This window comes from Streptomyces sp. NPDC037054 (assembly GCF_055606745.1).
Window position 1 is genome coordinate 559,546 of the sequence record NZ_JBVJSJ010000001.1, and the last position, 24,268, is coordinate 583,813.

25 protein-coding genes are annotated in these 24,268 nt (G+C 72.2%); 17 read left to right on the top strand and 8 right to left on the bottom strand.

Annotation, left to right across the window (positions count from 1 at the left end):
* Positions 1-39: 39 nt before the first annotated feature.
* Both ACZ7D7_RS02485 and ACZ7D7_RS02490 read left to right on the top strand, forming a co-directional pair.
* Positions 40-1,644 carry an acyl-CoA carboxylase subunit beta gene (locus ACZ7D7_RS02485; protein WP_470821698.1) on the top strand — a complete coding sequence of 535 codons (1,605 nt, stop codon included), beginning with the start codon at positions 40-42 and terminating at the stop codon, positions 1,642-1,644.
* A 24-nt stretch (positions 1,645-1,668) separates the two neighbouring features.
* Positions 1,669-1,878: an acyl-CoA carboxylase epsilon subunit gene (locus tag ACZ7D7_RS02490; protein ID WP_470821699.1), complete on the top strand. Its 210-nt coding sequence runs from the start codon at positions 1,669-1,671 to the stop codon at positions 1,876-1,878.
* Here the strand turns inward: ACZ7D7_RS02490 and ACZ7D7_RS02495 are convergent.
* Positions 1,875-3,008 (bottom strand): SGNH/GDSL hydrolase family protein, encoded by a 1,134-nt coding sequence (locus tag ACZ7D7_RS02495; protein ID WP_470821700.1) that lies wholly within the window; start codon positions 3,006-3,008, stop codon positions 1,875-1,877. The two genes, ACZ7D7_RS02490 and ACZ7D7_RS02495, sit on opposite strands and share 4 nt — an antisense overlap.
* A 142-nt stretch (positions 3,009-3,150) precedes the next feature.
* On the opposite strand from ACZ7D7_RS02495, the gene mmpB reads away from it, so the two are divergent.
* Together mmpB and ACZ7D7_RS02505 are read left to right on the top strand one after the other, a co-directional pair.
* Positions 3,151-3,279 carry a morphogenic membrane protein MmpB gene (mmpB, locus tag ACZ7D7_RS02500; protein WP_358659044.1) on the top strand — a complete coding sequence of 43 codons (129 nt, stop codon included), beginning with the start codon at positions 3,151-3,153 and terminating at the stop codon, positions 3,277-3,279.
* 32 nt (positions 3,280-3,311) lie between these two features.
* Positions 3,312-3,932, top strand: a complete 621-nt coding sequence (locus ACZ7D7_RS02505) for a Maf family protein (RefSeq protein ID WP_470821702.1) — start codon at positions 3,312-3,314, stop codon at positions 3,930-3,932.
* Here the strand turns inward: ACZ7D7_RS02505 and ACZ7D7_RS02510 are convergent.
* Positions 3,901-4,380, bottom strand: coding sequence for a hypothetical protein (locus ACZ7D7_RS02510; protein WP_470821703.1), 480 nt, complete (start codon positions 4,378-4,380; stop codon positions 3,901-3,903). The genes ACZ7D7_RS02505 and ACZ7D7_RS02510 overlap by 32 nt on opposite strands.
* A gap of 383 nt (positions 4,381-4,763) precedes the next feature.
* On the opposite strand from ACZ7D7_RS02510, the gene ACZ7D7_RS02515 reads away from it, so the two are divergent.
* Positions 4,764-6,536, top strand: a complete 1,773-nt coding sequence (locus tag ACZ7D7_RS02515) for an acetyl/propionyl/methylcrotonyl-CoA carboxylase subunit alpha (protein WP_470821704.1) — start codon at positions 4,764-4,766, stop codon at positions 6,534-6,536.
* A gap of 138 nt (positions 6,537-6,674) precedes the next feature.
* Here the strand turns inward: ACZ7D7_RS02515 and ACZ7D7_RS02520 are convergent, their stop codons facing one another.
* The gene (locus ACZ7D7_RS02520; protein ID WP_470821706.1) at positions 6,675-7,664 is read right to left on the bottom strand and encodes a DeoR/GlpR family DNA-binding transcription regulator; all 990 of its coding nucleotides are present in this window, start codon (positions 7,662-7,664) and stop codon (positions 6,675-6,677) included.
* A 223-nt stretch (positions 7,665-7,887) separates the two neighbouring features.
* A complete protein-coding gene (locus ACZ7D7_RS02525; protein ID WP_470821708.1) occupies positions 7,888-9,336 on the bottom strand; it encodes an NAD(P)H-quinone dehydrogenase in 1,449 nt (482 codons plus the stop codon).
* A 98-nt stretch (positions 9,337-9,434) separates the two neighbouring features.
* Here ACZ7D7_RS02525 and ACZ7D7_RS02530 point away from each other — a divergent pair, with 98 nt between their 5' ends.
* The 3 genes from ACZ7D7_RS02530 to ACZ7D7_RS02540 all read left to right on the top strand — a co-directional run bounded on the left by ACZ7D7_RS02530 (position 9,435) and on the right by ACZ7D7_RS02540 (position 12,930).
* Positions 9,435-9,872, top strand: coding sequence for a gamma-glutamylcyclotransferase family protein (locus ACZ7D7_RS02530; protein WP_470821710.1), 438 nt, complete (start codon positions 9,435-9,437; stop codon positions 9,870-9,872).
* A gap of 93 nt (positions 9,873-9,965) precedes the next feature.
* Positions 9,966-10,790 carry a purine-nucleoside phosphorylase gene (locus ACZ7D7_RS02535; RefSeq protein WP_470821712.1) on the top strand — a complete coding sequence of 275 codons (825 nt, stop codon included), beginning with the start codon at positions 9,966-9,968 and terminating at the stop codon, positions 10,788-10,790.
* A 502-nt stretch (positions 10,791-11,292) separates the two neighbouring features.
* Positions 11,293-12,930, top strand: coding sequence for a phospho-sugar mutase (locus ACZ7D7_RS02540; protein ID WP_470821713.1), 1,638 nt, complete (start codon positions 11,293-11,295; stop codon positions 12,928-12,930).
* Between the two features lie 57 nt (positions 12,931-12,987).
* On the opposite strand, the gene ACZ7D7_RS02545 is transcribed toward ACZ7D7_RS02540, so the two are convergent.
* Positions 12,988-13,656 (bottom strand): PH domain-containing protein, encoded by a 669-nt coding sequence (locus tag ACZ7D7_RS02545; protein WP_470821714.1) that lies wholly within the window; start codon positions 13,654-13,656, stop codon positions 12,988-12,990.
* A 100-nt stretch (positions 13,657-13,756) separates the two neighbouring features.
* On the opposite strand from ACZ7D7_RS02545, the gene deoC reads away from it, so the two are divergent.
* Genes deoC through ACZ7D7_RS02560 form a run of 3 tightly spaced genes read left to right on the top strand, consistent with a single transcriptional unit; the run spans position 13,757 to position 17,092 of the window.
* Positions 13,757-14,719: a deoxyribose-phosphate aldolase gene (gene deoC, locus ACZ7D7_RS02550; protein ID WP_470822432.1), complete on the top strand. Its 963-nt coding sequence runs from the start codon at positions 13,757-13,759 to the stop codon at positions 14,717-14,719.
* A gap of 5 nt (positions 14,720-14,724) precedes the next feature.
* Positions 14,725-16,185, top strand: coding sequence for an aldehyde dehydrogenase family protein (locus tag ACZ7D7_RS02555; protein ID WP_470821715.1), 1,461 nt, complete (start codon positions 14,725-14,727; stop codon positions 16,183-16,185).
* Complete coding sequence (locus ACZ7D7_RS02560; RefSeq protein ID WP_470821717.1) at positions 16,178-17,092, top strand: aldehyde dehydrogenase family protein; 915 nt, start codon at positions 16,178-16,180, stop codon at positions 17,090-17,092. Before ACZ7D7_RS02555 ends, ACZ7D7_RS02560 begins: the two co-directional genes overlap by 8 nt.
* Before the next feature lie 125 nt (positions 17,093-17,217).
* Here the strand turns inward: ACZ7D7_RS02560 and ACZ7D7_RS02565 are convergent, their stop codons facing one another.
* Positions 17,218-17,625: a hypothetical protein gene (locus tag ACZ7D7_RS02565; protein ID WP_470821719.1), complete on the bottom strand. Its 408-nt coding sequence runs from the start codon at positions 17,623-17,625 to the stop codon at positions 17,218-17,220.
* A gap of 71 nt (positions 17,626-17,696) precedes the next feature.
* Here ACZ7D7_RS02565 and ACZ7D7_RS02570 point away from each other — a divergent pair, with 71 nt between their 5' ends.
* Complete coding sequence (locus tag ACZ7D7_RS02570) at positions 17,697-18,401, top strand: uridine kinase family protein (protein WP_470821720.1); 705 nt, start codon at positions 17,697-17,699, stop codon at positions 18,399-18,401.
* Positions 18,402-18,711: 310 nt separating this feature from the next.
* On the opposite strand, the gene ACZ7D7_RS02575 is transcribed toward ACZ7D7_RS02570, so the two are convergent.
* Positions 18,712-19,449: a SigE family RNA polymerase sigma factor gene (locus tag ACZ7D7_RS02575; protein WP_470821722.1), complete on the bottom strand. Its 738-nt coding sequence runs from the start codon at positions 19,447-19,449 to the stop codon at positions 18,712-18,714.
* Positions 19,450-19,736: 287 nt separating this feature from the next.
* Between ACZ7D7_RS02575 and afsQ1 the strand changes: the two genes are divergently transcribed.
* From afsQ1 to ACZ7D7_RS02600, 5 genes are all read left to right on the top strand, one after another.
* Positions 19,737-20,414: a two-component system response regulator AfsQ1 gene (afsQ1, locus tag ACZ7D7_RS02580; protein WP_033272295.1), complete on the top strand. Its 678-nt coding sequence runs from the start codon at positions 19,737-19,739 to the stop codon at positions 20,412-20,414.
* On the top strand, positions 20,411-22,012 hold the full coding sequence (locus ACZ7D7_RS02585) for an ATP-binding protein (RefSeq protein WP_470821724.1): 1,602 nt from the start codon (positions 20,411-20,413) through the stop codon (positions 22,010-22,012). Before afsQ1 ends, ACZ7D7_RS02585 begins: the two co-directional genes overlap by 4 nt.
* Positions 22,012-22,614, top strand: a complete 603-nt coding sequence (locus ACZ7D7_RS02590) for a hypothetical protein (RefSeq protein ID WP_470821726.1) — start codon at positions 22,012-22,014, stop codon at positions 22,612-22,614. Before ACZ7D7_RS02585 ends, ACZ7D7_RS02590 begins: the two co-directional genes overlap by 1 nt.
* Positions 22,615-22,915: 301 nt before the next feature.
* Positions 22,916-23,467, top strand: a complete 552-nt coding sequence (locus ACZ7D7_RS02595; protein ID WP_470821727.1) for a VanZ family protein — start codon at positions 22,916-22,918, stop codon at positions 23,465-23,467.
* Between the two features lie 127 nt (positions 23,468-23,594).
* A complete protein-coding gene (locus ACZ7D7_RS02600) occupies positions 23,595-23,795 on the top strand; it encodes a PspC domain-containing protein (protein ID WP_470821728.1) in 201 nt (66 codons plus the stop codon).
* A 76-nt stretch (positions 23,796-23,871) separates the two neighbouring features.
* Here the strand turns inward: ACZ7D7_RS02600 and ACZ7D7_RS02605 are convergent, their stop codons facing one another.
* Positions 23,872-24,228 carry an ATP-binding protein gene (locus ACZ7D7_RS02605; protein WP_470821730.1) on the bottom strand — a complete coding sequence of 119 codons (357 nt, stop codon included), beginning with the start codon at positions 24,226-24,228 and terminating at the stop codon, positions 23,872-23,874.
* Between the last annotated feature and the right edge of the window lie 40 nt (positions 24,229-24,268).

Here is a 24,268-nt window from a genome sequence, read left to right on the forward strand (position 1 = left end):
AACCGTCCCCCTTTTGAGCAGGCAGGGAGCCGCATCCCGATGTCCGAGCCGGAAGAGCTGCAGCAGCCTGACATTCATACGACCGCGGGCAAGCTCGCGGATCTCCAGCGCCGCATCCAGGAGGCCACGCACGCCGGTTCGGAACGCGCCGTCGAGAAGCAGCACGCCAAGGGCAAGCTGACGGCCCGTGAACGCATCGAACTCCTCATGGACGAGGGCTCCTTCGTCGAGCTGGACGAGTTCGCCCGGCACCGCTCCACCAACTTCGGCCTGGACAGCAACCGTCCCTACGGAGACGGCGTGGTCACCGGCTACGGCACCGTCGACGGCCGTCCGGTCGCGGTGTTCTCCCAGGACTTCACGGTCTTCGGCGGCGCGCTCGGCGAGGTCTACGGGCAGAAGATCGTCAAGGTCATGGACTTCGCGCTGAAGACCGGCTGCCCGGTCATCGGCATCAACGACTCCGGTGGCGCCCGCATCCAGGAGGGCGTCGCCTCCCTGGGCGCGTACGGCGAGATCTTCCGCCGCAACACCCACGCCTCCGGTGTCATCCCGCAGATCAGCCTGATCGTCGGCCCGTGCGCCGGCGGCGCGGTCTACTCCCCGGCGATCACCGACTTCACGGTGATGGTCGACCAGACCTCGCACATGTTCATCACCGGCCCCGACGTCATCAAGACGGTCACCGGCGAGGACGTCGGCTTCGAGGAGCTGGGCGGCGCCCGCACCCACAACTCCACGTCGGGCGTGGCGCACCACATGGCCGGCGACGAGAAGGACGCGATCGAGTACGTCAAGCAGCTGCTGTCGTACCTGCCGTCCAACAACCTCTCCGAGCCGCCCGTGTTCCCCGAGGAGGCGGACCTGGAGGTGTCGGACGAGGACCGCGAGCTCGACGTGATCGTGCCGGACTCGGCGAACCAGCCGTACGACATGCACACCGTGATCGAGCACGTGCTGGACGACGGCGAGTTCTTCGAGACACAGCCGCTGTTCGCGCCGAACATCCTCACCGGCTTCGGCCGCGTGGAGGGCACCCCGGTCGGCATCGTCGCCAACCAGCCGATGCAGTTCGCCGGCTGCCTGGACATCCAGGCCTCGGAGAAGGCCGCACGCTTCGTGCGCACCTGCGACGCGTTCAACGTCCCGGTGCTGACCTTCGTCGACGTGCCCGGCTTCCTGCCCGGCGTCGACCAGGAGCACGACGGCATCATCCGCCGCGGCGCCAAGCTGATCTACGCCTACGCCGAGGCCACCGTCCCGCTGATCACGGTGATCACCCGCAAGGCGTTCGGCGGCGCCTACGACGTGATGGGCTCCAAGCACCTCGGTGCCGACCTCAACCTGGCGTGGCCCACGGCGCAGATCGCGGTGATGGGCGCGCAGGGCGCGGTCAACATCCTGCACCGCCGCACCATCGCCGAGGCGGAGGCGAACGGCGAGGACGTCGAGGCCGTCCGCGCCCGGCTGATGCGGGAGTACGAGGACGCCCTCCTCAACCCCTACGTCGCCGCCGAACGCGGTTACGTGGACGCGGTGATCATGCCGTCCGACACCCGCCGCCACATCGTCCGCGGGCTGCGCCAGCTGCGCACCAAGCGGGAGTCGCTGCCGCCGAAGAAGCACGGCAACATTCCCCTGTAGGCCCCGAGCACCGTGGGAGCGGACATGAACATCAAGGTCGTACGGGGCAACCCGACACCGGAGGAGCTGGCCGCCGCACTGGCGGTGGTCCGGGCGCGCGCCGCGGCGGCGGCGGCGATACCGCCCGGCGCGCCCACCGCCCGTGACTCCTGGTCCGACCCGGCCCGCATCGCGGCCCACCACCTGCCCCAGCCGGGCCCGGTGTCGTGGTCGCGGACGTACTGGCCGGCCTAGGACGCCTGGAGGATCTTCGCCAGGGCTTCGGCCATCACCTCGTACCCCGCGTCGTTGGGGTGCAGGTGGTCGCCGACGTCGTACGCCGGGTGCAGCCGGTCCGGGTCGTCCGGGCCGGCCATCACCCGGTTCAGGTCGACGACCTCCGCGTACTCCCCCGAGCCGCGGATCCACGCGTTCAGCTCGTGACTCACCTTCGCCGCGCGCTCGCCCCAGTGGTCGGAGCCGCCGAACGGCAGCAGGGTCGCGCCGATCACCCGCAGCCCCCGGGACTGGCGCAGCAACTCCCGGTGTCCCTCGATGAGTTCGGCGGTCTCCACGACCGGCGCCGGGTGGTACGTCGGCTGCTCGGACGTCTCGCTGAAGCCGATGTCGTTGAGGCCGAGCAGGACGACCAGGGTGTCCACGCCGGTGTGGTCGAGGACGTCGCGGCGCAGCCGGTGCACGGCCTTCTCGCCGTACCAGGCCGAGTCGTTCAGCAGCAGGTTGCCGCCGATCCCGGCGTTGAGGACGGGCCGCCCGGTGCGTGCGGCGAGCCCGTCGGACCAGCGGCGGTCGGCGCCGGGCGTGGAGCCGAAGCCGTCGGTGATCGAGTCGCCGAGGAGGGCGACGGCGTCGGCGCGGCCGGTGTCCGCCTCGACGGCGGACAGGAAGTACCAGGACTCGGTCGTGGCGTCGAAGCCGTCCCCCGAGACGTCCGTGAGCAGGTCGCCGGGGCCGCGGTAGCTGGTCGTGAAGGCCTGCGCGTGGAAGGTGGCGGGGCCGGTGGCGGCCTCGAAGCACAGGGTGACGGTGAGCGGTTCGGCCGCGTCGACGGCGAGGTCGGCGGGGTCGCTCACGAGCTGTCCGCGCGGCGGGATCTCCGCGTCGCGCGCCCCCCGGAAAGTGAGCTTCCGCAGCGATCCCGGCTCGGTGCGGGCGCCGCCGCGCGAGCGGCCGACGGTGGCGCCGGCGAGGCGGACGGGCGAGGTGCCGTAGGCGTTCGAAAGGCGGACGCGGAGCCGGTCGCCGCTCGCGCCGGGCCGGACGACCTGGCGCAGCGACTGCCGCCAGAAGCCCTCGCGGGACCAGTTGGGCGTGAAGCCCTCGCTCGGGTGCTGGGGTGACGCGGTCCAGACGGTGGTGAACATGGCACGCCCTCTCCAAATGGAACTGAAGTCCCCTTAACTGTAGACACCTCGACGCACTTAACGAAACCCCAGACCCCTTTAGGGGAAAGTTGAGTACGCGTACTCAGGCGGCGCGCCCGCCCCGAGATCGACCATGGAAGGCATGCTGTGGTCCGACCCCGAGAACGAGCCGCCCCAGGAACTGCGTGACACGCAGGAGATGTTGCGGCGGCTGGGCGTTCTCGTGGCGCTGGCCATGGTGCTCGCGATGCTCGTCATCGGGGTGAGATGAGCCCGTCCGCCGGCGCCGATACCCTGAGTCGCATGACAGATCAGCCGCGCCGTCGACTCGTGCTCGCCTCCCAGTCCCCCGCCCGGCTCGGACTGCTCCGCCAGGCCGGACTCGACCCCGAGGTGATCGTGAGCGGCGTCGACGAGGACGCCGTCACCGCCCCCACCCCCGCCGAACTGGCGCTCGCGCTCGCCGAGGCCAAGGCCTCCGTGGTGGCCGCCAGGCCGGACGTCAAGGGCGCGCTGGTGATCGGCTGCGACTCGGTGCTCGAACTGGACGGCCAGGCCCTCGGCAAGCCCGCCGACGCCGAGGAGGCCACCGCGCGCTGGAAGGCGATGCGCGGCCGGGCCGGCACCCTCCAGACCGGCCACTGCGTCTACGACACGCTCAGCGGGCGGTACGTCTCGGCGACCGCGTCCACCGTGGTCCGCTTCGGCGAGCCCACCGACGAGGAGATCGCCGCGTACGTCGCCTCGGGCGAACCCCTCTACGTCGCCGGCGCGTTCACCCTGGACGGCAGGTCGGCGCCGTTCATCGACGGGATCGACGGCGACCACGGCAACGTGATCGGCATCAGCCTGCCCCTCGTGCGGCGGCTCCTGGCCGAACTCGGCGTCGGCATCACCCGGTTGTGGGCGCCGGCGGAGGGGTGACCGCGGGGGCGTCGGGCTGGTCACCGGGCACGGCGTCCGCCGGTTCCGCCTGCCCGGCGGGACGGTCGTACGTCATCAGCAGCAGCACGACGAGGCCGAGCACCAGCACCATGAACAGGAAGGCGTGCCAGCCCACCAGGCCCCAGGTGACGGCGCCGAGCACCGCGTGCACCACGGCCACGCTGATCAGCAGCACCCGGCCGAGTCCGGCCGGCGGGCGGTCGCGCAGCGCGACCAGCAGGGCGACCAGGCCGCACAGCGCGAAGTAGAGGCCGAAGACGACGCCGCCGATCTTCGACGACGTCGACATCATGTCGGGGTCGAGACCGGCCAGCGACATGTCCTGCCGGTCGACGACGACACCGAGGAACCAGTTCAGCGCCGCGATGCCGACCGCCTCGACGCAGAGCACCACCGCCACGATCCACGCCACCGGTCTGCGCACCACGAACCCCACCCTCTTTCCACCACAGCTCCAGCGCGCCGGACAACACTGCCGTTACCAGGAGTACGTTCGATCCGTCCCGAACGCTACTAACGGGTAAACGCCGGGACAAGGGTTCCGTGAAGGGCAAAGAATCATTGGGCCATTCGTAGGGACTCCACAAAGAAACGGAGTGGGCCGCAGCACGCTCTCACAGAGACCTTGACCACATCGGCGGGCTAGGGTTTCCCGCAGGAGTCGTGCGTACCGAGGTGCTACATGGGATTTCGCAGGTCGAGCGAGCCCCGTATCACGCTCCGTGTGGGGAAGCTCACCACTGGGGACGGGTCGAAGTGACGTGTCGGCAGTCCCTAAACTCGGCTTGTTTCAAGGAGGGAGCCTCAATCGTGCGCAAGGTGCTCATCGCCAATCGTGGCGAAATCGCTGTCCGCGTTGCCCGGGCCTGCCGGGACGCCGGGATCGCGAGCGTGGCCGTCTACGCCGACCCGGACCGGGACGCTCTGCATGTCCGCGCCGCGGATGAGGCGTTCGCCCTGGGCGGTGACACCCCGGCCACCAGCTATCTGGACATCGACAAGGTCCTGAAGGCGGCCAGGGAATCCGGCGCGGACGCCATCCACCCCGGCTACGGCTTCCTCTCCGAGAACGCCGACTTCGCCCAGGCCGTCCTCGACGCCGGCCTCATCTGGATCGGCCCGCCGCCGCAGGCCATCCGCGACCTCGGCGACAAGGTCGCCGCCCGCCACATCGCCCAGCGCGCCGGCGCGCCGCTGGTCGCGGGCACCCCCGACCCGGTCTCCGGTGCCGAGGAGGTCGTGGCGTTCGCCGAGGAGCACGGCCTGCCGATCGCCATCAAGGCCGCCTTCGGCGGTGGCGGTCGCGGTCTGAAGGTCGCCCGGACCCTCGAAGAGGTGCCCGAGCTGTACGACTCCGCCGTCCGCGAGGCCGTCGCCGCGTTCGGCCGGGGCGAGTGCTTCGTCGAGCGCTACCTCGACAAGCCCCGCCACGTCGAGACCCAGTGCCTGGCCGACCAGCACGGCAACGTGGTCGTGGTCTCCACCCGTGACTGCTCCCTGCAGCGCCGCCACCAGAAGCTGGTGGAGGAGGCCCCCGCGCCGTTCCTGTCCGACGCGCAGGTCGCCGAGCTGTACTCCGCCTCGAAGGCCATCCTCAAGGAGGCGGGCTACGTCGGCGCCGGCACCGTCGAGTTCCTCGTCGGCGTCGACGGCACGATCTCCTTCCTGGAGGTCAACACCCGCCTCCAGGTGGAGCACCCGGTCACCGAGGAAGTCGCCGGCATCGACCTCGTCCGCGAGATGTTCCGCATCGCCGACGGCGAGGAACTCGGCTACGACGACCCGCCGCTGCGCGGCCACTCCTTCGAGTTCCGCATCAACGGCGAGGACCCGGGCCGCAACTTCCTGCCCGCCCCCGGCACCGTCACCAAGTTCGACCCGCCCTCCGGCCCCGGCGTCCGCCTGGACGCGGGCGTGGAGTCCGGCAGCGTGATCGGCCCGGCCTGGGACTCCCTGCTGGCCAAGCTGATCGTCACCGGCCGCACCCGCGCCGAGGCCCTCCAGCGTGCCGCGCGCGCCCTGGAGGAGTTCCAGGTCGAGGGCATGGCCACCGCGATCCCGTTCCACCGCGCGGTCGTCAAGGACCCGGCGTTCGCCCCCGAACTCACCGGCTCCACCGACCCGTTCACGGTCCACACCCGCTGGATCGAGACCGAGTTCGTCAACGACATCAAGCCCTTCGCCGCCCCGGCCGACACCGAGGCGGAGGACGAGGCCGGCCGCGAGACCGTCGTCGTCGAGGTGGGCGGCAAGCGCCTGGAGGTCTCCCTCCCGGCCTCGCTCGGCATGAGCCTGGCCCGCACCGGCCTGGCCGCCGGGGCCAAGCCCAAGCGCCGCGCCGCGAAGAAGTCCGGCCCCGCCGCCTCCGGCGACACCCTCGCCTCCCCGATGCAGGGCACCATCGTCAAGGTGGCCGTCGAGGAGGGCCAGGAGGTCAAGGAGGGCGACCTGATCGTCGTCCTGGAGGCCATGAAGATGGAACAGCCCCTCAACGCACACAAGTCCGGCACCATCAAGGGCCTGTCCGCCGAGGTCGGCGCGTCCCTCACCTCCGGCGCCGCGATCTGCGAGATCAAGGACTGACACCGGTCCTCACCACGACCGGTGGCAACCGGGACCGGCGGTACGACAGCGCCCGGCGGGCTGAACACTCAGCTCGCCGGGCGCTGTCGCATGCCGGACACCGGACCGCCGCTCAGGCAGCCGTACGCCTCACCCGGGTCACCGCCGCCGCAGGTCGGCGACCCTCGCGCGGTCCTGTGCGGCGGGCTGCTCACCGAGGACGGTGGCCGCGCTCCGCAGTCCCGCGCCCGGCACCTGGCGGCGCGGTCCGGGGACCGCCACGTCCCGGCGCTGCCGGCCCCCCGGGTTCGCATCACTCCCCGCGTTCCCGGCGCCCGCCGAACCGCCCGGGCCCGAACCGGAGCCCGAGGCGCCGGCCACGGCGATCTGCACGCCCTGGTCGGCGAGCGCCTGGAGTTCGGTGGCCGCGCGGTCGTCGTGGGCCGGCGGTTCGTCGGTGACGAGCCGGGTGATGAGGTCGGTCGGCACGGTCTGGAACATCGTGTCCGTGCCGAGCTTGGTGTGGTCCGCGAGGACCACGACCTCGGCGGCGGCCTGCACCAGCGCCCGGTCGACGGACGCCGACAGCATGTTGGACGTGGACAGCCCTCGCTCGGCGGTGAGCCCGCTGCCCGACAGGAAGGCCCGCGAGACCCGCAGCCCCTGGAGGGACTGCTCGGCGCCCGATCCGACGAGGGCGTAGTTCGACCCGCGGAGCGTCCCGCCGGTCATCACCACCTCGACCCGGTTGGCGTGGGCGAGGGCCTGGGCGACCAGAAGGGAGTTGGTGACGACGGTCAGCCCGGGCACCCGGGCCAGCCGGCGCGCCAGCTCCTGAGTGGTGGTGCCCGCCCCCACGACGATGGCCTCGCCCTCTTCGACCATGCCCGCGGCGAGGTCGGCGATGGCCGTCTTCTCGGCGGTCGCGAGATGTGACTTCTGCGGAAAGCCGGACTCCCGCGTGAACCCGCCCGGCAGTACCGCACCGCCGTGCCGGCGGTCGAGGAGTCCTTCTGCCTCCAGTGCGCGCACGTCCCGCCGTACGGTCACTTCGGAGGTCTGGACGACGCGGGCGAGTTCACGGAGCGACACGGCCCCGTTCGCTCGCACCATTTCGAGGATCAATTGGCGACGTTCTGCAGCGAACACGAAACTGACAGTAACCCCAACGACCGTCTGCTTTCAGCAGTTTGCGCCGAATAACAGAAGTTGTTCGCAACAGGACACCGGAAGTGGTATAAGGCCTATCCAATCCGACTATGCCACCCGCATGAGCCGTGACTCCCCGTCACGGGACGGGGAGTTGACGCGGAATCGGGGCGGCGGCGAGGGCGAGCCGGCACCCCGGGAGGTGCCGGGAAGGTGCCCGCCGTCAGCCCTCGCCGTTCATCTTCCGGGTGTGCAGCTGGCGCGCCACCTCGGCGATCGAGCCCGACAGCGACGGGTAGACCGTGAACGCGTTGGCGATCTGCTCGACCGTCAGGTTGTTGTCGACGGCGAGCGAGATGGGGTGGATCAGCTCGGAGGCGCGCGGCGCGACGACACAGCCGCCGACCACGATGCCCGTGCCCGGACGGCAGAAGATCTTGACGAAGCCGTCCCGGATGCCCTGCATCTTCGCGCGCGGGTTGCGCAGCAGCGGCAGCTTCACCACCCGGGCGTCGATCTTGCCGCCGTCGACGTCCGCCTGCGTGTAGCCGACGGTGGCGATCTCGGGGTCGGTGAAGACGTTCGAGGAGACGGTCTTCAGGTTCAGCGGGGCGACGGCGTCGCCCAGGAAGTGGTACATCGCGATACGGCCCTGCATCGCGGCCACCGAGGCGAGCGCGAAGACACCGGTCACGTCACCCGCGGCGTACACACCGGGAGCCGTCGTCCGGGAGACCTTGTCGGTCCAGATGTGCCCGGAGTCGCGCAGCCGGACCCCGGCCTCCTCCAGGCCCATGCCCGCGCTGTTGGGAATGGCGCCGACGGCCATCAGGCAGTGGCTGCCGCTGATGACCCGCCCGTCCGCGAGGGTCACCTCCACCCGGTCGCCGACCCGCTTGGCGGACTGCGCCCGCGACCGCGCCATGACGTTCATGCCGCGCCGCCGGAAGACGTCCTCCAGCACGGCGGCGGCGTCCGGGTCCTCGCCGGGCAGCACGCGGTCGCGCGACGAGACGAGCGTGACCTTCGAGCCGAGTGCCTGGTAGGCACCGGCGAACTCGGCGCCGGTGACACCGGAACCCACGACGATGAGCTCCTCGGGAAGCTCGTTCAGGTCGTAGACCTGCGTCCAGTTCAGGATGCGCTCGCCGTCCGGCTTGGCGTCGGGCAGCTCGCGCGGGTGGCCGCCGGTCGCGATCAGCACGGCGTCCGCGACGAGCGTCTCCTCACTGCCGTCGGCGGCCGTCACGACGACCTTGCGGGAGCCGTCGAGGGCCTGCATGCCCTCCAGCCGCCCGCGCCCGCGCATGACCCGCGCGCCGGCGCGCGTCACGGAGGCGGTGATGTCGTGCGACTGCGCCAGCGCGAGCCGCTTCACACGCCGGTTGACCTTGCCCAGGTCCACACCGACGACCCGGGCGGGCGTGTCGATGTGCGGGGTGTCGTCGGCGACGATGATGCCGAGTTCTTCGTACGACGAGTCGAAGGTCGTCATCACCTCGGCCGTCGCGATGAGGGTCTTGGACGGGACGCAGTCGGTCAGCACCGACGCCCCGCCCAGGCCGTCGCAGTCGACGACGGTCACCTCCGCGCCGAGTTGGGCGCCCACCAGCGCCGCTTCGTATCCGCCGGGTCCGCCACCGATGATCACGATCCGAGTCACGTACTCCATTGTCCCGCACGCTTCAACACTTCACCGCCCCGGGGCCCCGACCGACGTACCTCCGTTACCGGAGTGACGCCGCGGGCGGCTGCCGTACGCTCTGAACCATGTCGCTCTACGCCGCGTACGCCGGCAACCTCGACGCGCGGCTGATGTCCCGCCGCGCCCCGCACTCGCCGCTGCGCGCCACCGGCTGGATGAACGGGTGGCGGCTGACGTTCGGCGGCGAGCACCTGGGCTGGGAGGGCGCGCTCGCGACGCTGGTCGAGGACCCCATGTCGCAGGTCTTCGTCGCGCTCTACGACGTGGCCCCCATGGACGAGGAGTCCCTGGACCGCTGGGAGGGCGTCGGGCTGGACATCTACCGCCGGACCCGCGTCCGCGTGCACACCCTGGACGGCGAGGAACAGGCCTGGTCGTACGTCCTCAACGCCTACGAGGGCGGACTCCCCTCCGCCCGCTACCTCGGCGAGGTGGCCGACGCCGCCGAGTCCGCCGGGGCGCCGCACGACTACGTGATGGAACTCCGCAAGCGCCCCTGCTGACCGCACTCTCGTCGGAAACGACAAGACAACGATCGCCATCCCGTGAGCTCCGTCATCTACGCGCGTAGGCCCAAACCGGCTACTCTCGTCCGCGTGAACGCATCTCTTCTTCCGGACGACATCCAGGGCGACCCCTACGCCGCCGCCGACGCCGCCGCCGCGCGCCTGCGCGAACTCACCGGCGCCGAGACCCACGACGTCGCCCTCGTGATGGGCTCCGGCTGGGCTCCGGCCGTCGACGCCCTCGGCGCTCCCGACGCCGAGTTCCCGGTCACCGAGCTGCCCGGCTTCCCGCCGCCGGTCGTCGCGGGCCACGGAGGCAAGATCCGCTCCTACCGGATCGGCGCCAAGCGCGCGCTGGTCTTCCTCGGCCGCACGCACTACTACGAGGGACGCGGAGTGGCGGCCGTGGCCCACGGCGTCCGCACCGCCGTGGCGGCCGGCGCCAAGACGGTCGTCCTCACCAACGGCTGCGGCGGCCTGCGCGAGGGCATGCGTCCCGGCCAGCCGGTGCTGATCAGCGACCACATCAACCTCACGGCCACCTCCCCCATCGTCGGCGCCAACTTCGTCGACCTCACGGACCTCTACTCGCCGCGCCTGCGCGCGCTGTGCAAGGAGGTCGACCCCACCCTGGAGGAGGGCGTCTACGCCCAGTTCCCCGGGCCGCACTACGAGACGCCGGCCGAGATCCGCATGGCCCGCACGATCGGCGCGGACCTCGTGGGCATGTCGACGGTCCTGGAGGCCATCGCCGCACGCGAGGCGGGCGCCGAGATCCTGGGCATCTCCCTGGTGACCAACCTCGCGGCGGGCATGACCGGCGAGCCCCTCAACCACGAGGAGGTCCTCCAGGCCGGCCGCGACAGCGCGACCCGCATGGGCAGCCTGCTGGCCCAGGTCCTGGGCCGCCTGTAACCGTCACGTCGTGCGCCTGCGGTCCGCTGGCGGGTCGAGGGTGACCGCCGGTCGGCACCCCGCTCCCGCGGTACGGCGGCCTGCGGGACGGGACGGACCACCGGGCCGCGGACGCGTACGGCGGGAAGGGGACGTGGCGGGGGGTGTCCGCCCGCAGCGGACGGCGCGTCAACGCCGCGAGCTTCTCAAGACACCTCGCCCGCGCCGTTCCGAGGACGGACACCCCCCGGCGCGGCCCCGACCCACCACCGAACGGCACGCGCGACCCGCACCCCCACCGAACCCGCACAGGCCGCCGCAGGCACCCACACCCCGCCCAAGCACCGCAGGCACCGCAGGCACCACACACCCCCGCACCCCGCCCAAGCGCCGCAGGCACCCGCACCCCACACCCCGCCCAAGCGCCGCAGGCACCCCGCACCCCCACCCACCCCGCACAGGCCGCCGCAGGCACCCCGCCGAGCCGCCGGAGGCCGACGCACCACACGAGAGGCGACCCATCGTGCAAGACGACCTCCTCGCACGGGCCCGGGCATGGCTGGCCGAGGACCCCGACGCGGACACCCGCGCGGAACTCGCCCGCCTCATCGACGCCGGGGACGTCACCGAACTCGCCGCCCGCTTCAGCGGCACGCTCCAGTTCGGTACCGCCGGCCTCCGCGGCGAGCTCGGCGCCGGCCCCCTGCGCATGAACCGCGCCGTCGTCATCCGCGCCGCGGCCGGCCTCGCCGCGTACCTCAGGAAGAACGGCCGGACCGACGGACTCGTCGTCATCGGCTACGACGCCCGCCACAAGTCGGCCGACTTCGCCCGCGACACCGCCGCCGTCATGACCGGCGCCGGCCTCCGCGCCGCCGTCCTCCCGCGCCCCCTGCCCACCCCCGTCCTCGCCTACGCCATACGGCATCTCGGCGCGGTCGCCGGCGTGGAGGTCACCGCCAGCCACAACCCGCCCCGCGACAACGGCTACAAGGTCTACCTCGGCGACGGCTCCCAGATCGTGCCGCCCGCGGACACGGACATCGCCGCCGAGATCGACGCCGTCCGCTCCCTCGACGACGTCCCCCGTCCGGACTCCGGCTGGGAGACCCTGGACGACTCCGTCCTGGACGCCTACCTGGCCCGCACCGACGCCGTCCTCGCCAAGGACTCCCCCCGCACCGCCCGCACCGTCTACACGGCGATGCACGGCGTCGGCAAGGACGTCCTCCTCGCCGCCTTCGCCCGCGCCGGCTTCCCGGAACCGGTCCTCGTCGCCGAGCAGGCCGACCCGGACCCGGACTTCCCGACCGTCGCCTTCCCGAACCCGGAAGAGCCCGGCGCGATGGACCTCGCCCTCGCCAAGGCCCGCGAGACGGAGCCGGACCTGATCATCGCCAACGACCCGGACGCGGACCGTCTCGCGGTGGCGGTCAAGGAGCGGACCGGCGACGCCTGGCGCATGCTCCGGGGCGACGAGGTCGGCGCCCTGCTCGCCGCCCACCTGGTCTCCCGCGGCGCGCGCGGCACCTTCGCGGAGTCGATCGTCTCCTCGTCCCTCCTCGGCCGCATCGCCGAGAAGGCCGGCGTCCCCCACGAGGAGACCCTCACCGGCTTCAAGTGGATCGCCCGCGTCGACGGCCTGCGCTACGGCTACGAGGAGGCCCTCGGCTACTGCGTGGACCCGGACGGCGTACGCGACAAGGACGGCATCACGGCGGCGCTCCTGATCACGGAGCTGGCCTCGGAGCTGAAGTCGCGCGACCGCACGCTGCTCGATCTGCTCGACGACCTCGCCGTGGAGCACGGCCTGCACGCCACCGACCAGTTGTCGGTACGCGTCGAGGACCTCTCGGTGATCGCCGCCGCGATGCGCCGCCTGCGCGAACACCCGCCGGCCGAGCTGGCGGGCCTGCCCATCACGCGCTCCGAGGACCTCACGCGGGGCACGGACCGGCTCCCGCCCACGGACGGCCTGCGCTACACGCTCGACGGCGCCCGCGTCGTCGTCCGCCCGAGCGGCACCGAGCCGAAGCTCAAGTGCTACCTGGAGGTGGTGGTCCCGGTGCCGTCCCACGCGGCGCTGCCGGAGGCCCGCACGCGGGCGACCGACCTGCTGACGTCCCTCAAGCGCGACCTCGCCTCGGCGGCAGGCATCTAGGGGCTGCCCCAACGCCGACGGGGCGGCCCACCCGGGTGGGCCGCCCCGTCGGCGGTCTCAGCCGAGCCCGATCAGAACCGCCAACAGCACGGCCCCCGCGGCCGCCGGCGCCAGCACCTCGTACGCCCACCGCACCGTGACCTCGCCCTGCGCGCTCGCCGCGTCCGCGCGGGCCTCGTGGAGTTCGCGCAGCTCGTCCATGATCCGGTCGGTCGCGGCGCGCACGGGCGCCCGCGACGCGCCGCCCTTTCCCGACGCGCCGCCCTCTCCCCGGGCGGCCTCCGCCGCGGCCCGCATCTCGCGCCGCGCCGCCTGCTTCCGGGCCCGCAGCGAGACCGGGACGGCCCACAGCTGGTACTTGCCGCCGGCACGGTCGACGACCTCGTTGGAGTATCCGGACCGCAGCGATCCGACCTGGCCCCAGGGCAGGACGACGACGCGGAAGGGATTGCGCACGCGCAGCCGGTCGCCGTTCGCGTAGACGGCGGGACGCAGGGTGAAGGCGACGACCAGCGGCACGAGGAACAGCAGCGCGGCCAGGGCCAGCCAGGGCGTGCGGCCCTCGCCCGCGACGACGGCGTCGATGCCGAGCCATCCGGCGACGAACAGCAGCAGGCCACCACCCACGATGGCCGGGGTCGACCGGTGGACCCGGTCCTGATACTCGGGCCCGGAGGGGCCCGAGGGGTCCGAGGGCTGAGGCGCTGATGGCTCCGGGGTCGTCATGCCCCCGATTCTGCACGACGCCGCCGGCCGGGATCCGCACCGGGATTCCCGTCAGGCCCTGTACAGCCGCTACGCGCGTAGATATGCTCGTCTGGTGACCATGCCCACCAATGCACCCACCGCCGCACGTGCCCTCCCGGACGTCACCGCGTCCGACAGCACGCTGCGCCGCTTCCTCCACGGGCTGCCCGGCGTCGACGCGGTCGGCCTGGAGGCACGTGCCGCCTCGCTCGGCACCCGTTCCATCAAGACGACCGCCAAGGCGTACGCCATCGACCTCGCCATCTCGATGGTCGACCTGACGACGCTGGAAGGCGCGGACACCCCGGGCAAGGTCCGGGCGCTCGGCGCGAAGGCGGTCCACCCCGACCCGACCGACCGCACGACGCCCGCCACGGCCGCGGTCTGCGTCTACCCCGACATGGTGGCCACCGCCAAGGAGGCCGTCGCCGGTTCCTCCGTGAAGGTCGCCTCGGTCGCCACCGCCTTCCCGGCGGGCCGCGCACCGCTCGCCGTGAAGCTGGCGGACGTGCGGGAGGCGGTCGCCGCGGGCGCCGACGAGATCGACATGGTCATCGACCGCGGGGCGTTCCTCGCGGGGCAGTACATGAAGGTGTACGACGAGATCGCCGCCGTGAAGGAGACCTGCGGCGCGAGCGCGCGCCTGAAGGTCATCTTCGAGACGGGCGAGCTGTCGACGTACGACAACATCCGCCGTGCGAGCTGGCTCGGCATGCTGGCGGGCGCGGACTTCATCAAGACCTCGACCGGGAAGGTCGCCGTCAACGCGACCCCCGCGAACACCCTGCTCATGCTGGAGGCCGTCCGCGACTTCCGCGCGCAGACCGGTGTCCAGGTCGGCGTGAAGCCGGCCGGCGGCATCCGCACCAGCAAGGACGCGATCAAGTTCCTGGTCCTGGTGAACGAGACGGCCGGGCCGGACTGGCTGGACAACCACTGGTTCCGCTTCGGCGCCTCCTCGCTGCTGAACGACCTGCTGATGCAGCGTCAGAAGCTGGCCACCGGCCGCTACTCCGGCCCCGACTACGTGACGGTGGACTGATCACCATGGCATCCGCACCCGTACCCGCGTCCGCGTCTCCCTTCGCGTACGCCCCGGCGCCGGAGTCGCGCTCCGTCGTCGAGATCGCGCCCTCCTACGGCCTGTTCATCGACGGCGAGTTCACCGAGGCGGCCGACGGCAAGGTCTTCAAGACGGTCTCGCCGTCCACCGAGGAGGTGCTCTCCGAGGTGGCGCAGGCCGGTGAGGCCGACGTCGAGCGCGCGGTGAAGGCCGCCCGCAAGGCCTTCGCCACGTGGTCCGCCCTGCCCGGCTCGGAGCGCGCGAAGTATCTCTTCCGCATCGCCCGCATCATCCAGGAGCGCAGCCGCGAGCTGGCTGTTTTGGAGACGCTGGACAACGGCAAGCCGATCAAGGAGACGAGGGACGCCGACCTGCCCCTGGTCGCGGCGCACTTCTTCTACTACGCGGGCTGGGCCGACAAGCTGGAGCACGCCGGCTTCGGTGCGAGCCCGCGGCCGCTGGGCGTGGCAGGTCAGGTCATCCCGTGGAACTTCCCGCTGCTGATGCTGGCGTGGAAGATCGCCCCGGCGCTCGCGACGGGCAACACGGTCGTCCTGAAGCCGGCCGAGACCACGCCGCTGTCCGCGCTGTTCTTCGCCGACATCTGCCGCCAGGCGGGCCTGCCGAAGGGTGTCGTCAACATCCTTCCCGGCTACGGCGACGCGGGCGCCGCGCTGGTCGCGCACCCCGACGTGAACAAGGTGGCGTTCACCGGTTCGACGGCCGTCGGCAAGGAGATCGCGCGCACCGTCGCGGGCACGGGCAAGAAGCTCACGCTCGAACTGGGCGGCAAGGGCGCCAACATCGTCTTCGACGACGCCCCGATCGACCAGGCCGTCGAGGGCATCGTGGGCGGGATCTTCTTCAACCAGGGCCAGGTCTGCTGCGCGGGCTCGCGCCTGCTGGTCCAGGAGTCGATCCACGACGAGCTGCTGGACGCGCTCAAGCGCCGCCTGTCGACGCTCCGCCTCGGCGACCCGCTCGACAAGAACACGGACATCGGCGCGATCAACTCCGCCGAGCAGCTGGCCCGGATCACCTCCCTCGCGGAGCAGGGCGAGTCGGAGGGCGCCGAGCGCTGGTCGCCGGCCTGCGAGCTGCCGTCGTCCGGCTACTGGTTCGCCCCGACGCTGTTCACCAACGTCACGCAGGCGCACACCATCGCCCGCGACGAGATCTTCGGCCCGGTCCTGTCGGTCCTCACGTTCCGCACCCCGGACGAGGCCGTCGCCAAGGCCAACAACACCCCGTACGGCCTGTCCGCCGGCATCTGGACGGAGAAGGGCTCCCGGATCCTGGCCGTGGCGAACAAGCTCCGTGCGGGCGTCGTCTGGTCCAACACGTTCAACAAGTTCGACCCCACCTCGCCGTTCGGCGGGTACAAGGAGTCGGGCTTCGGCCGCGAGGGCGGTCGCCACGGCCTGGAGGCGTACCTCGATGTCTGAGAAGACGGAAAAGACGGATCGCTTGGACCGCCTGTCGGTCTTCAAGACATACAAGCTGTACATCGGCGGGAAGTTCCCGCGTTCCGAGAGCGGCCGGGTGTACGAGGTGACGGACCCGAAGAACAACTGGCTGGCGAACGCCCCGCTGTCCTCCCGCAAGGACGCCCGTGACGCGGTGGTCGCCGCCCGCAAGGCGTTCGGCGCCTGGTCCGGCGCGACCGCGTACAACCGCGGGCAGGTCCTGTACCGCGTCGCGGAGATGCTGGAGGGCCGCCGGGAGCAGTTCGTCCGCGAGGTCGCCGAGGCCGAGGGTCTGTCGAAGGCGAAGGCCGCCGCGCAGGTGGACGCGACGATCGACCGGTGGGTCTGGTACGCGGGCTGGACCGACAAGATCGCGCAGGTGGTGGGCGGCGGGAACCCCGTCGCGGGACCGTTCTTCAACCTGTCCTCCCCCGAGCCGACTGGTGTGGTGGCCGTGGTGGCCCCACAGGAGTCATCGTTTCTGGGCCTCGTCTCGGTTCTCGCCCCGGTGATCGCGACCGGCAACACGGCGGTCGTGGTGGCGAGCGAGAGGTCCCCGCTGCCCGCCCTGTCCCTGGCCGAGGTGCTGGCCACCTCGGACGTCCCGGGCGGCGTGGTCAACGTCCTGTCCGGCCGTACGGCGGAGATCGCGGCGCCGCTCGCCGCGCACCAGGACGTCAACGCGATCGACCTCGCGGGCGCCGACGAGGCCCTGGCGAAGGAGCTCGAGATCGCGGCGGCGGACAACCTCAAGCGCGTCCTGCGTCCACAGCCTGTGGACAACTGGCGAGCCGCGCCGGGCGTCGAGCGCATGACGGCGTTCCTGGAGACCAAGACGGTCTGGCACCCGACCGGTTCCCTGGGCGCCTCCGGCTCGGCGTACTGACGGCACCTTCACGGCGTACGCGCCTCACGGCATCCGCGCCGCCTCACGGCGTACGCGCCCCGCAGGCTGAAGGGCCGCGTCCTCCCTCCGTCCGGGGAGGGCGCGGCCCTTCGCGTGCGCGCGGCTCAGCCGCCGAGCAGGCCCGTGACCTGACCGACCACCGGGATGCTGCCGATGGACTGCGCCTGCGCGACGGGCCCGGTCAGGGCCTTCGAGGTCAGCGGCTGGAAGTCGGCGAGCTGGGTGCCGACGCCGTTGTCGAGCGGGTCGACCCCGGTCCCGGCGAGCGGGTTGGGCTTCAGCCCGGCGACCGGCCCCGTGACGTACCCGAGGGTGCCGGTGACCGCCGCGAGGCCGGCCGCCGGGTCGACGTCGCCGAGCGAGGTCGGCCGGGTGCGCATCACGTCGAGGGCGGGCTCGGCGTCCGCCGCCGAGGCCGACGCGGCGCCTGCGCCCAGGGCGACGCCCGCCGTCGCGAGGGCGACCAGGGCGCGCTGTGCTGTGGTGTTCCGTGGGGACGCGTGTCGGGCCATCTCTGCTGCCACCTCTGCTTGCGTTCTCGACTGCTCCGGGTAAGGAGTCAGACACGAAGGGTAATTGAGGTGTGACGCGCGCTTCAAAGCCGACCCGCAGGGTCGTTGGAGTGCACAGCGATGCCTCACACTGGTGTCCCGTGAGCTCCCATCCGCCCGTATCCGCGCGAGTCGTGCTGCTCTGCGGCCCTTCCGGCTCCGGCAAGTCCCTGCTCGCCGCCCGCTCCGGCCTTCCGGTGCTGCGGCTCGACGACTTCTACAAGGAGGGCGACGACCCGACGCTGCCGCTGGTGGCCGGGAGTTCCGACATCGACTGGGACCACCCGGACTCGTGGGACGCGGACACGGCCGTCACCGCCATCGAGGAACTGTGCCGCACGGGGCGGACGAGCGTCCCGGCGTACGACATCTCGCTGAGCGCGCGCACCGGCGAGGAGACCGTCGACATCGGCCGCACGCCGCTGTTCATCGCGGAAGGCGTCTTCGCGGCGGAGATCGTGACGCGCTGCCGTGAACTCGGCCTGCTGGCGGACGCGCTGTGCCTGAGCCGGGGGCCGGTGAAGACGTTCCGGCGCCGGTTCCTGCGGGATCTGCGGGAGGGCCGCAAGTCGGTGCCGTTCCTGCTGCGCCGGGGCTGGCGTCTGATGCGCCTGGAGCGCTCGATCGTCGCCCGCCAGACGGCCCTCGGCGCGCACGCCTGCGACCGCGACGAGGCCATGGGCCGGCTGGCGGCCGCGGCGGCGGGACGCTGCGCGAACACCCGCACCGCGGCCTGACGGAAGGGCCCGAGCCCGAGGCGCACGAAGAAGCGGGACTGGACGGACCCCCCGGCCCTCCAGTCCCGCTCCCCTTGGTGCTTCCCCTTGTGGTGCACCCCCGTCGCCCACCCCCATGGGCTCCGGGTTCCTCCCCCGTTTTCCCCGTTCCCCCCGTTCCCCCGTGATCCCCGTGTCCCCTCGGGATCCCGTTTTCCCCCGTGATCCCCCTCGGTTCCCCCCGGGGCTCTGTAAGTCAGAGCCCCGAAGTCCCCCTTTGATACACCCGGGTTCCGGAACGTCCCCCGTTCCCGCCCCGGGCCCCCTGCCCTCAGGCGACCAACTCGCCGAAGGCGTCCTCCTCGTCACGGCCGAAGCTGAGGACCTCGTCCTCGCGCAGCCGGCGGAGCGACCGCCAGATGCTGGACTTCACCGTGCCGACACTGATGCCGAGGATGTCCGCGATCTCCGGGTCCGTGCGGCCCTCGTAGTAGCGCAGGACCAGCATGGTGCGCTGGAGCTCGGGCAGCCGGGCCAGCGCCTGCCACAGGACCGCGCGCAGTTCGGTGCCGCGCATCGCGTCCGTGTCGCCGACGGTCTCCGGCAGTTCCTCGGTCGGGTACTCGTTGAGCTTGCGGCGCCGCCAGGCGCTGATGTGCAGGTTGGTCATGGTCCGGCGGAGGTAACCGCCGACCGCGGCCTTGTCACTGATCCGGTCCCAGGCCCGGTACGTCGAGAACAGCGCGCTCTGCAGCAGGTCCTCGGCCTCGAAGCGGTCCCCGGTCAGGTGGTACGCGGTGGCGTACAGGGAAGCGCGGCGCTCCTGGACGTAGGCGGTGAACTCCGCCTCCGACAGCGAGCGGCGCTCCCCCGGACCCTCCCCGTACGAGACGCCCCCGTGCGTCTCCCCCGTGTTCGCGTCAACCACCGTCATGATCGCGGCGTGCTGACGCCCGGCGCCGCGAGCGCACCCCCGCCCGCTCACGGCACCGGACTTCTCGCCTGCCCGGTGCACGTCGTGCAGACGCGTGATCACTGCGCTGGAGCTGGTGCCGTGCAGCGTGTTCATCTCGCGCCCCCCGTCGTGGACTTCCGGTCTTCGGCTTGCTGTGTTGCCTGTGCCGAGAAGCTTGCCGCCGCGACTTCATGGCGGTGTCCGCCGACTGTCACAGACGTGTCACAGGGGGTGGCCCCCCGAGGAGGGACGGGCCGGGCCGGGCGCGGGAGGCGGATCCGATCACGCAGGGGCGTACCCCGGCTACGCAGACGTACGACGGGCGTTGATCGGTTGCGGTAAATGTGCGGGAGCGCTCCAGGAGTCGAAACCCCGCCCCGCCATGGGCCAGAATGAGGCCCGTGCCTTCCCTGTTGCTGATCGAGGACGACGACGCCATCCGTACGGCCCTGGAGCTCTCTCTGACGCGCCAGGGACACCGGGTGGCGACCGCTGCGAGCGGTGAGGACGGTCTGAAGCTGCTGCGCGAGCAGCGGCCGGACCTGATCGTGCTGGACGTGATGCTGCCAGGCATCGACGGGTTCGAGGTGTGCCGCCGCATCCGGCGCACCGACCAGCTGCCGATCATCCTGCTGACCGCGCGCAGCGACGACATCGACGTGGTCGTCGGTCTGGAGTCCGGTGCGGACGACTACGTCGTCAAGCCGGTGCAGGGCCGGGTGCTGGACGCGCGGATCCGGGCCGTGCTGCGGCGCGGCGAGCGGGAGTCGAGCGACTCGGCGACGTTCGGCAGCCTGGTCATCGACCGCTCGGCGATGACCGTGACGAAGAACGGCGAGGACCTCCAGCTGACGCCGACCGAACTGCGGCTGCTGCTGGAGCTGAGCCGGCGGCCCGGTCAGGCGCTGTCGCGGCAGCAGTTGCTGCGCCTGGTGTGGGAGCACGACTACCTCGGTGACTCGCGGCTGGTGGACGCCTGTGTCCAGCGGCTGCGCGCCAAGGTCGAGGACGTGCCGTCGTCCCCGACGCTGATCCGTACCGTGCGGGGTGTCGGCTACCGCCTGGATCCGCCTCAGTGACGAAGCGGCAAGGGGGGTCCCGCGGCTGGTCCGCGGCGCGGAAGGGAGTCTGGTCGCGGCTGCGCTTCACCAGCCTGCGGCTGCGTCTGGTGGTCGTGTTCGCCCTGGTGGCGCTGACGGCGGCGGTGTCGGCGTCGGCGATCGCGTACTGGCTGAACCGTGAGGCGGTGCTCACCCGCACCCAGGACGCGGTGCTGCGCGACTTCCAGCAGGAGATGCAGAACCGGGCGGGGGCGCTGCCCGAGCGTCCGACGCAGGACGAACTCCAGCACACCGCGGGGCAGATGGCGAACAGCAGCGAGCGGTTCAGTGTGCTGCTCGTGGCGCGGGACGCCGACGGCCGTACGGTGTACGGCAGTTCGGGCGGGCTCAGCGGTTTCTCGCTGAACGACGTGCCGAAGTCGCTGCGCACGGCGGTGAACAAGAGGCAGCAGGTCACGCCCGCCAACCAGTACGGCTACCACCTGTTCTGGCAGCGGGTCGTGGAGGACGACACCCCGTACCTGGTCGCCGGGACGAAGGTGATCGGCGGGGACGCGACCGGATACATGCTGAAGTCGCTCGAACCGGAGGCGAAGGACCTGAACTCGCTGGCCTGGTCACTGGGGATCGCCACGGCGCTGGCGCTGATCGGTTCGGCCCTGCTGGCGCAGGCGCTCGCGACGACGGTGCTGAAGCCGGTGCACCGGCTCGGGGTGGCCGCGCGGCGGCTCGGCGAGGGCAAGCTGGACACCCGGCTCAGGGTGTCCGGCACCGATGAACTGGCCGATCTGTCACGGACGTTCAACGCCGCCGCGGAGGCCCTGGAGAAGCGGGTCGAGGACATGGCGGCGCGGGAGTCGGCGTCCCGGCGGTTCGTGGCGGACATGTCGCACGAGCTGCGCACCCCGCTGACCGCGATCACCGCGGTGACCGAGGTGCTGGAGGAGGAGCTGGACTCCGAGAGCGGCAGCGTGGACCCGATGATCGAGCCGGCGGTGCGGCTGGTGGTCAGCGAGACGCGGCGGCTGAACGACCTCGTGGAGAACCTGATGGAGGTCACCCGCTTCGACGCGGGGACGGCCCGGCTGGTGCTGGACGACGTGGACGTGGCCGACCAGATCACGGCGTGCATCGACGCGCGCGCGTGGCTGGACGCGGTGGAACTGGACGCCGAGCGGGGCATCGTGGCCCGGCTGGACCCGCGCCGGCTGGACGTGATCCTGGCCAACCTGATCGGCAACGCCCTCAAGCACGGCGGTTCCCCGGTGCGGGTCTCGGTGCGGGAGGCGGACGACGCGGTGGTCATCGCCGTGCGCGACCACGGGCCCGGCATCCCGGAGGACGTCCTGCCGCACGTCTTCGACCGGTTCTACAAGGCGAGCGCGTCCCGGCCGCGCTCCGAGGGCAGCGGCCTCGGCCTGTCCATCGCCCGGGAGAACGCGCACATCCACGGCGGTGAGATCACGGCCGAGAACTCCCCGGAGGGCGGCGCGGTGTTCACGCTGCTGCTGCCCCGGGACACGGCGGACCCGGCCGGCGGCGAGGAGAACGGCGGGGCGCGGAAGTCCGCCGGGACCGACGGGAGCAAGGGCGAGGGCTCGGAGGGGAACGCCTGATGAACGTACGCCGGCTGCTCGCGCTGCCCCTGCTCGCCGGGGTGCTCGCCGGGTGCGGCATCCGGGCCACGGAGGTGCCGACGGACTTCGGTCCGGCGCCGTCGCGGGCGCGCTGTTCCCTGGCCGAGCCGGACGTCACGACGCAGACCTCGCACGGCATGGCGGTTCAGGTCTTCCTGCTGTGCGGTTCGTCGCTGGTGACCGTGGACCGGTCGGTGCGGGTGCGGGACGGCGCGCGGGACTCCGAGCGGCGGGTGCTGGTGGCGCAGGGGCTGCTCGACCAACTCGCGGCGACGCCGTCGCCTGCCGAGAAGGAGGCCGGGTACACCACGGACGTGCGGGACGGTGTGGAGGTGGCCGGGCCGCGGCCGGGTGACCCGGAGGACGCGCTGCGGCTCGGCGTCGCGCCGGGCGACCTCACGTCGTACGCCCTCGCCCAGATCGTCTGCACGTTCTCCGACTCGGCGGCGGCCGAGGGCGACGGTTCGGTGATCCTGGGCGGGCCGGGCGCCGACCGCCCGCGCCGCTACGAGTGCACCGACGAGGTACGGGTCCGCCCGGGCAGCGCGGAACCGCCGTCTACCGAGGTGGCCCGAGGCTGACGCCGGAGGGTCGCGCGGGGCCGAGGCCGACGAGACAGGCCGGAGCGGCGCCGAAGGGCCACGCGGGGCCGACACCGACGAGACGGCCCTGGACCGGCGTCGACGGGCCGCCCGGGCTGACGCCGACGGCCCGGGACCGGCTTCGAAGGGCGGCCAGGCTGACGCCGGCGAGGTCAGGTGGGCTGACGGTGCCGAGGTCGCCGGGGTCGGGGCCGGGTGGTGCGGGGTGTGGTGCGGGCCTCATGGCCGTAGCGGGCCACGGGCCGGAACCGATTCGGCCGCGCGCCGCGTCTGAGGGGGCGTGCAGCGTCAAGGCTTCGTCGGCGGCAGCGCCGAGTTCCGCATCCGTGTGACGGGAGGCGTCCTCCTCGTCGCCCACCTCGCGTTCGTCGCCTGGTTCGCGCTGCGGCCCCTGGACGTGCCGTGGGTGATGCCCGCCAATCTGCGTCCGTTCGACGGGATCCGGGCCGATCTGGCGCTGGGCTGGCCGGAGGCGGCCCGCCGGATCGGTGCGGGGCTGGCCCTGCTGGCCCCGCTGGGTGTCCTGCTGCCGATGGCGAACGGCAGGCTCGCCGTGTCGCCGCTGGCCTCCCTGGCGCGTACGGTCGCCGCGGGCGCCCTGCTGTCACTCGGCATCGAACTGCTGCAGACCGGGGTGCCGGGGCAGGTCGTGGACGTCGACTCACTGCTGCTGAACGCGACGGGCGTGGCCCTGACGCATCTCGCGGTCGTGCCCGCGGGCCGGTCCTGGCTCCGCCGCAGGGTGGAGCGGTACGGCGGTGCGGCGGTCCGCCAGGACGAGGCACCTCAGGGTCGGACCCCGACGATTCCCAGGGTCGGAGTCGCCCCGTAGAGCGACGCTTCGCCCCTTTCGTCTCCGTACCGTGGAAGGCACAAGAAGCCGTACGAAGCCACGAGGCAGCCGTTCAGGAGCCTCCGGGCGAGACGCACCACCGGTGCGCGACCACGAAGGAGCCGCGATGAACCGCCCCGCCCGCCCGACCGAAGGCCGCGTGATCGCCGGAGTCTGCGCCGCGCTGGCCCGCCGCTTCGGCACCTCCGCGACGACCGTGCGCGTGATCTTCCTGGTGTCCTGCCTGCTGCCCGGCCCGCAGTTCCTGCTGTACCTCGCGCTGTGGATCCTGCTGCCGTCGGAGGCGAAGGCCCGCACGGCCTGGTGACCGCCCCCGCGCACGTACGCCGATGGGCGCACCCCCGGATGCGGGGTGCGCCCATCGGCGCGTGACGGTCGTCGCGTCAGCTCAGCGGCAGGCCGTTGAGGCCGAGGCCCTGGCCGGGCAGCGCCTGACCGACAGGGAGGCCGCCGATGAGGTTCTTGACCGGGGCGGTCGGGCCGCCGCTGAGGAGCTGCTCGGCGGCGGGCTGGGCGGCGGCGAGGCCGGCACCGACCGCGCTCTGCCCCTGCGCCAGCGCTTCCGTCGCGCCCGGCAGGACCTGGGAGACGTTCTGCGCCGGCAGCGTCTGGGTGACGGTGCCCAGCGCCTGGCCCGCGTCCGGGACGGCCGGAGCGGCGTTGGCCGCACCCGCGCCGGCGGCGGCGAAGGCGGCGCCGAGGGCGGCGACACCGAGGGTCTTGGCAGCAGACTGCTTCATGAAAATGCGTCCTCGAAATGGGGTTGCGGGGAACTGAGCG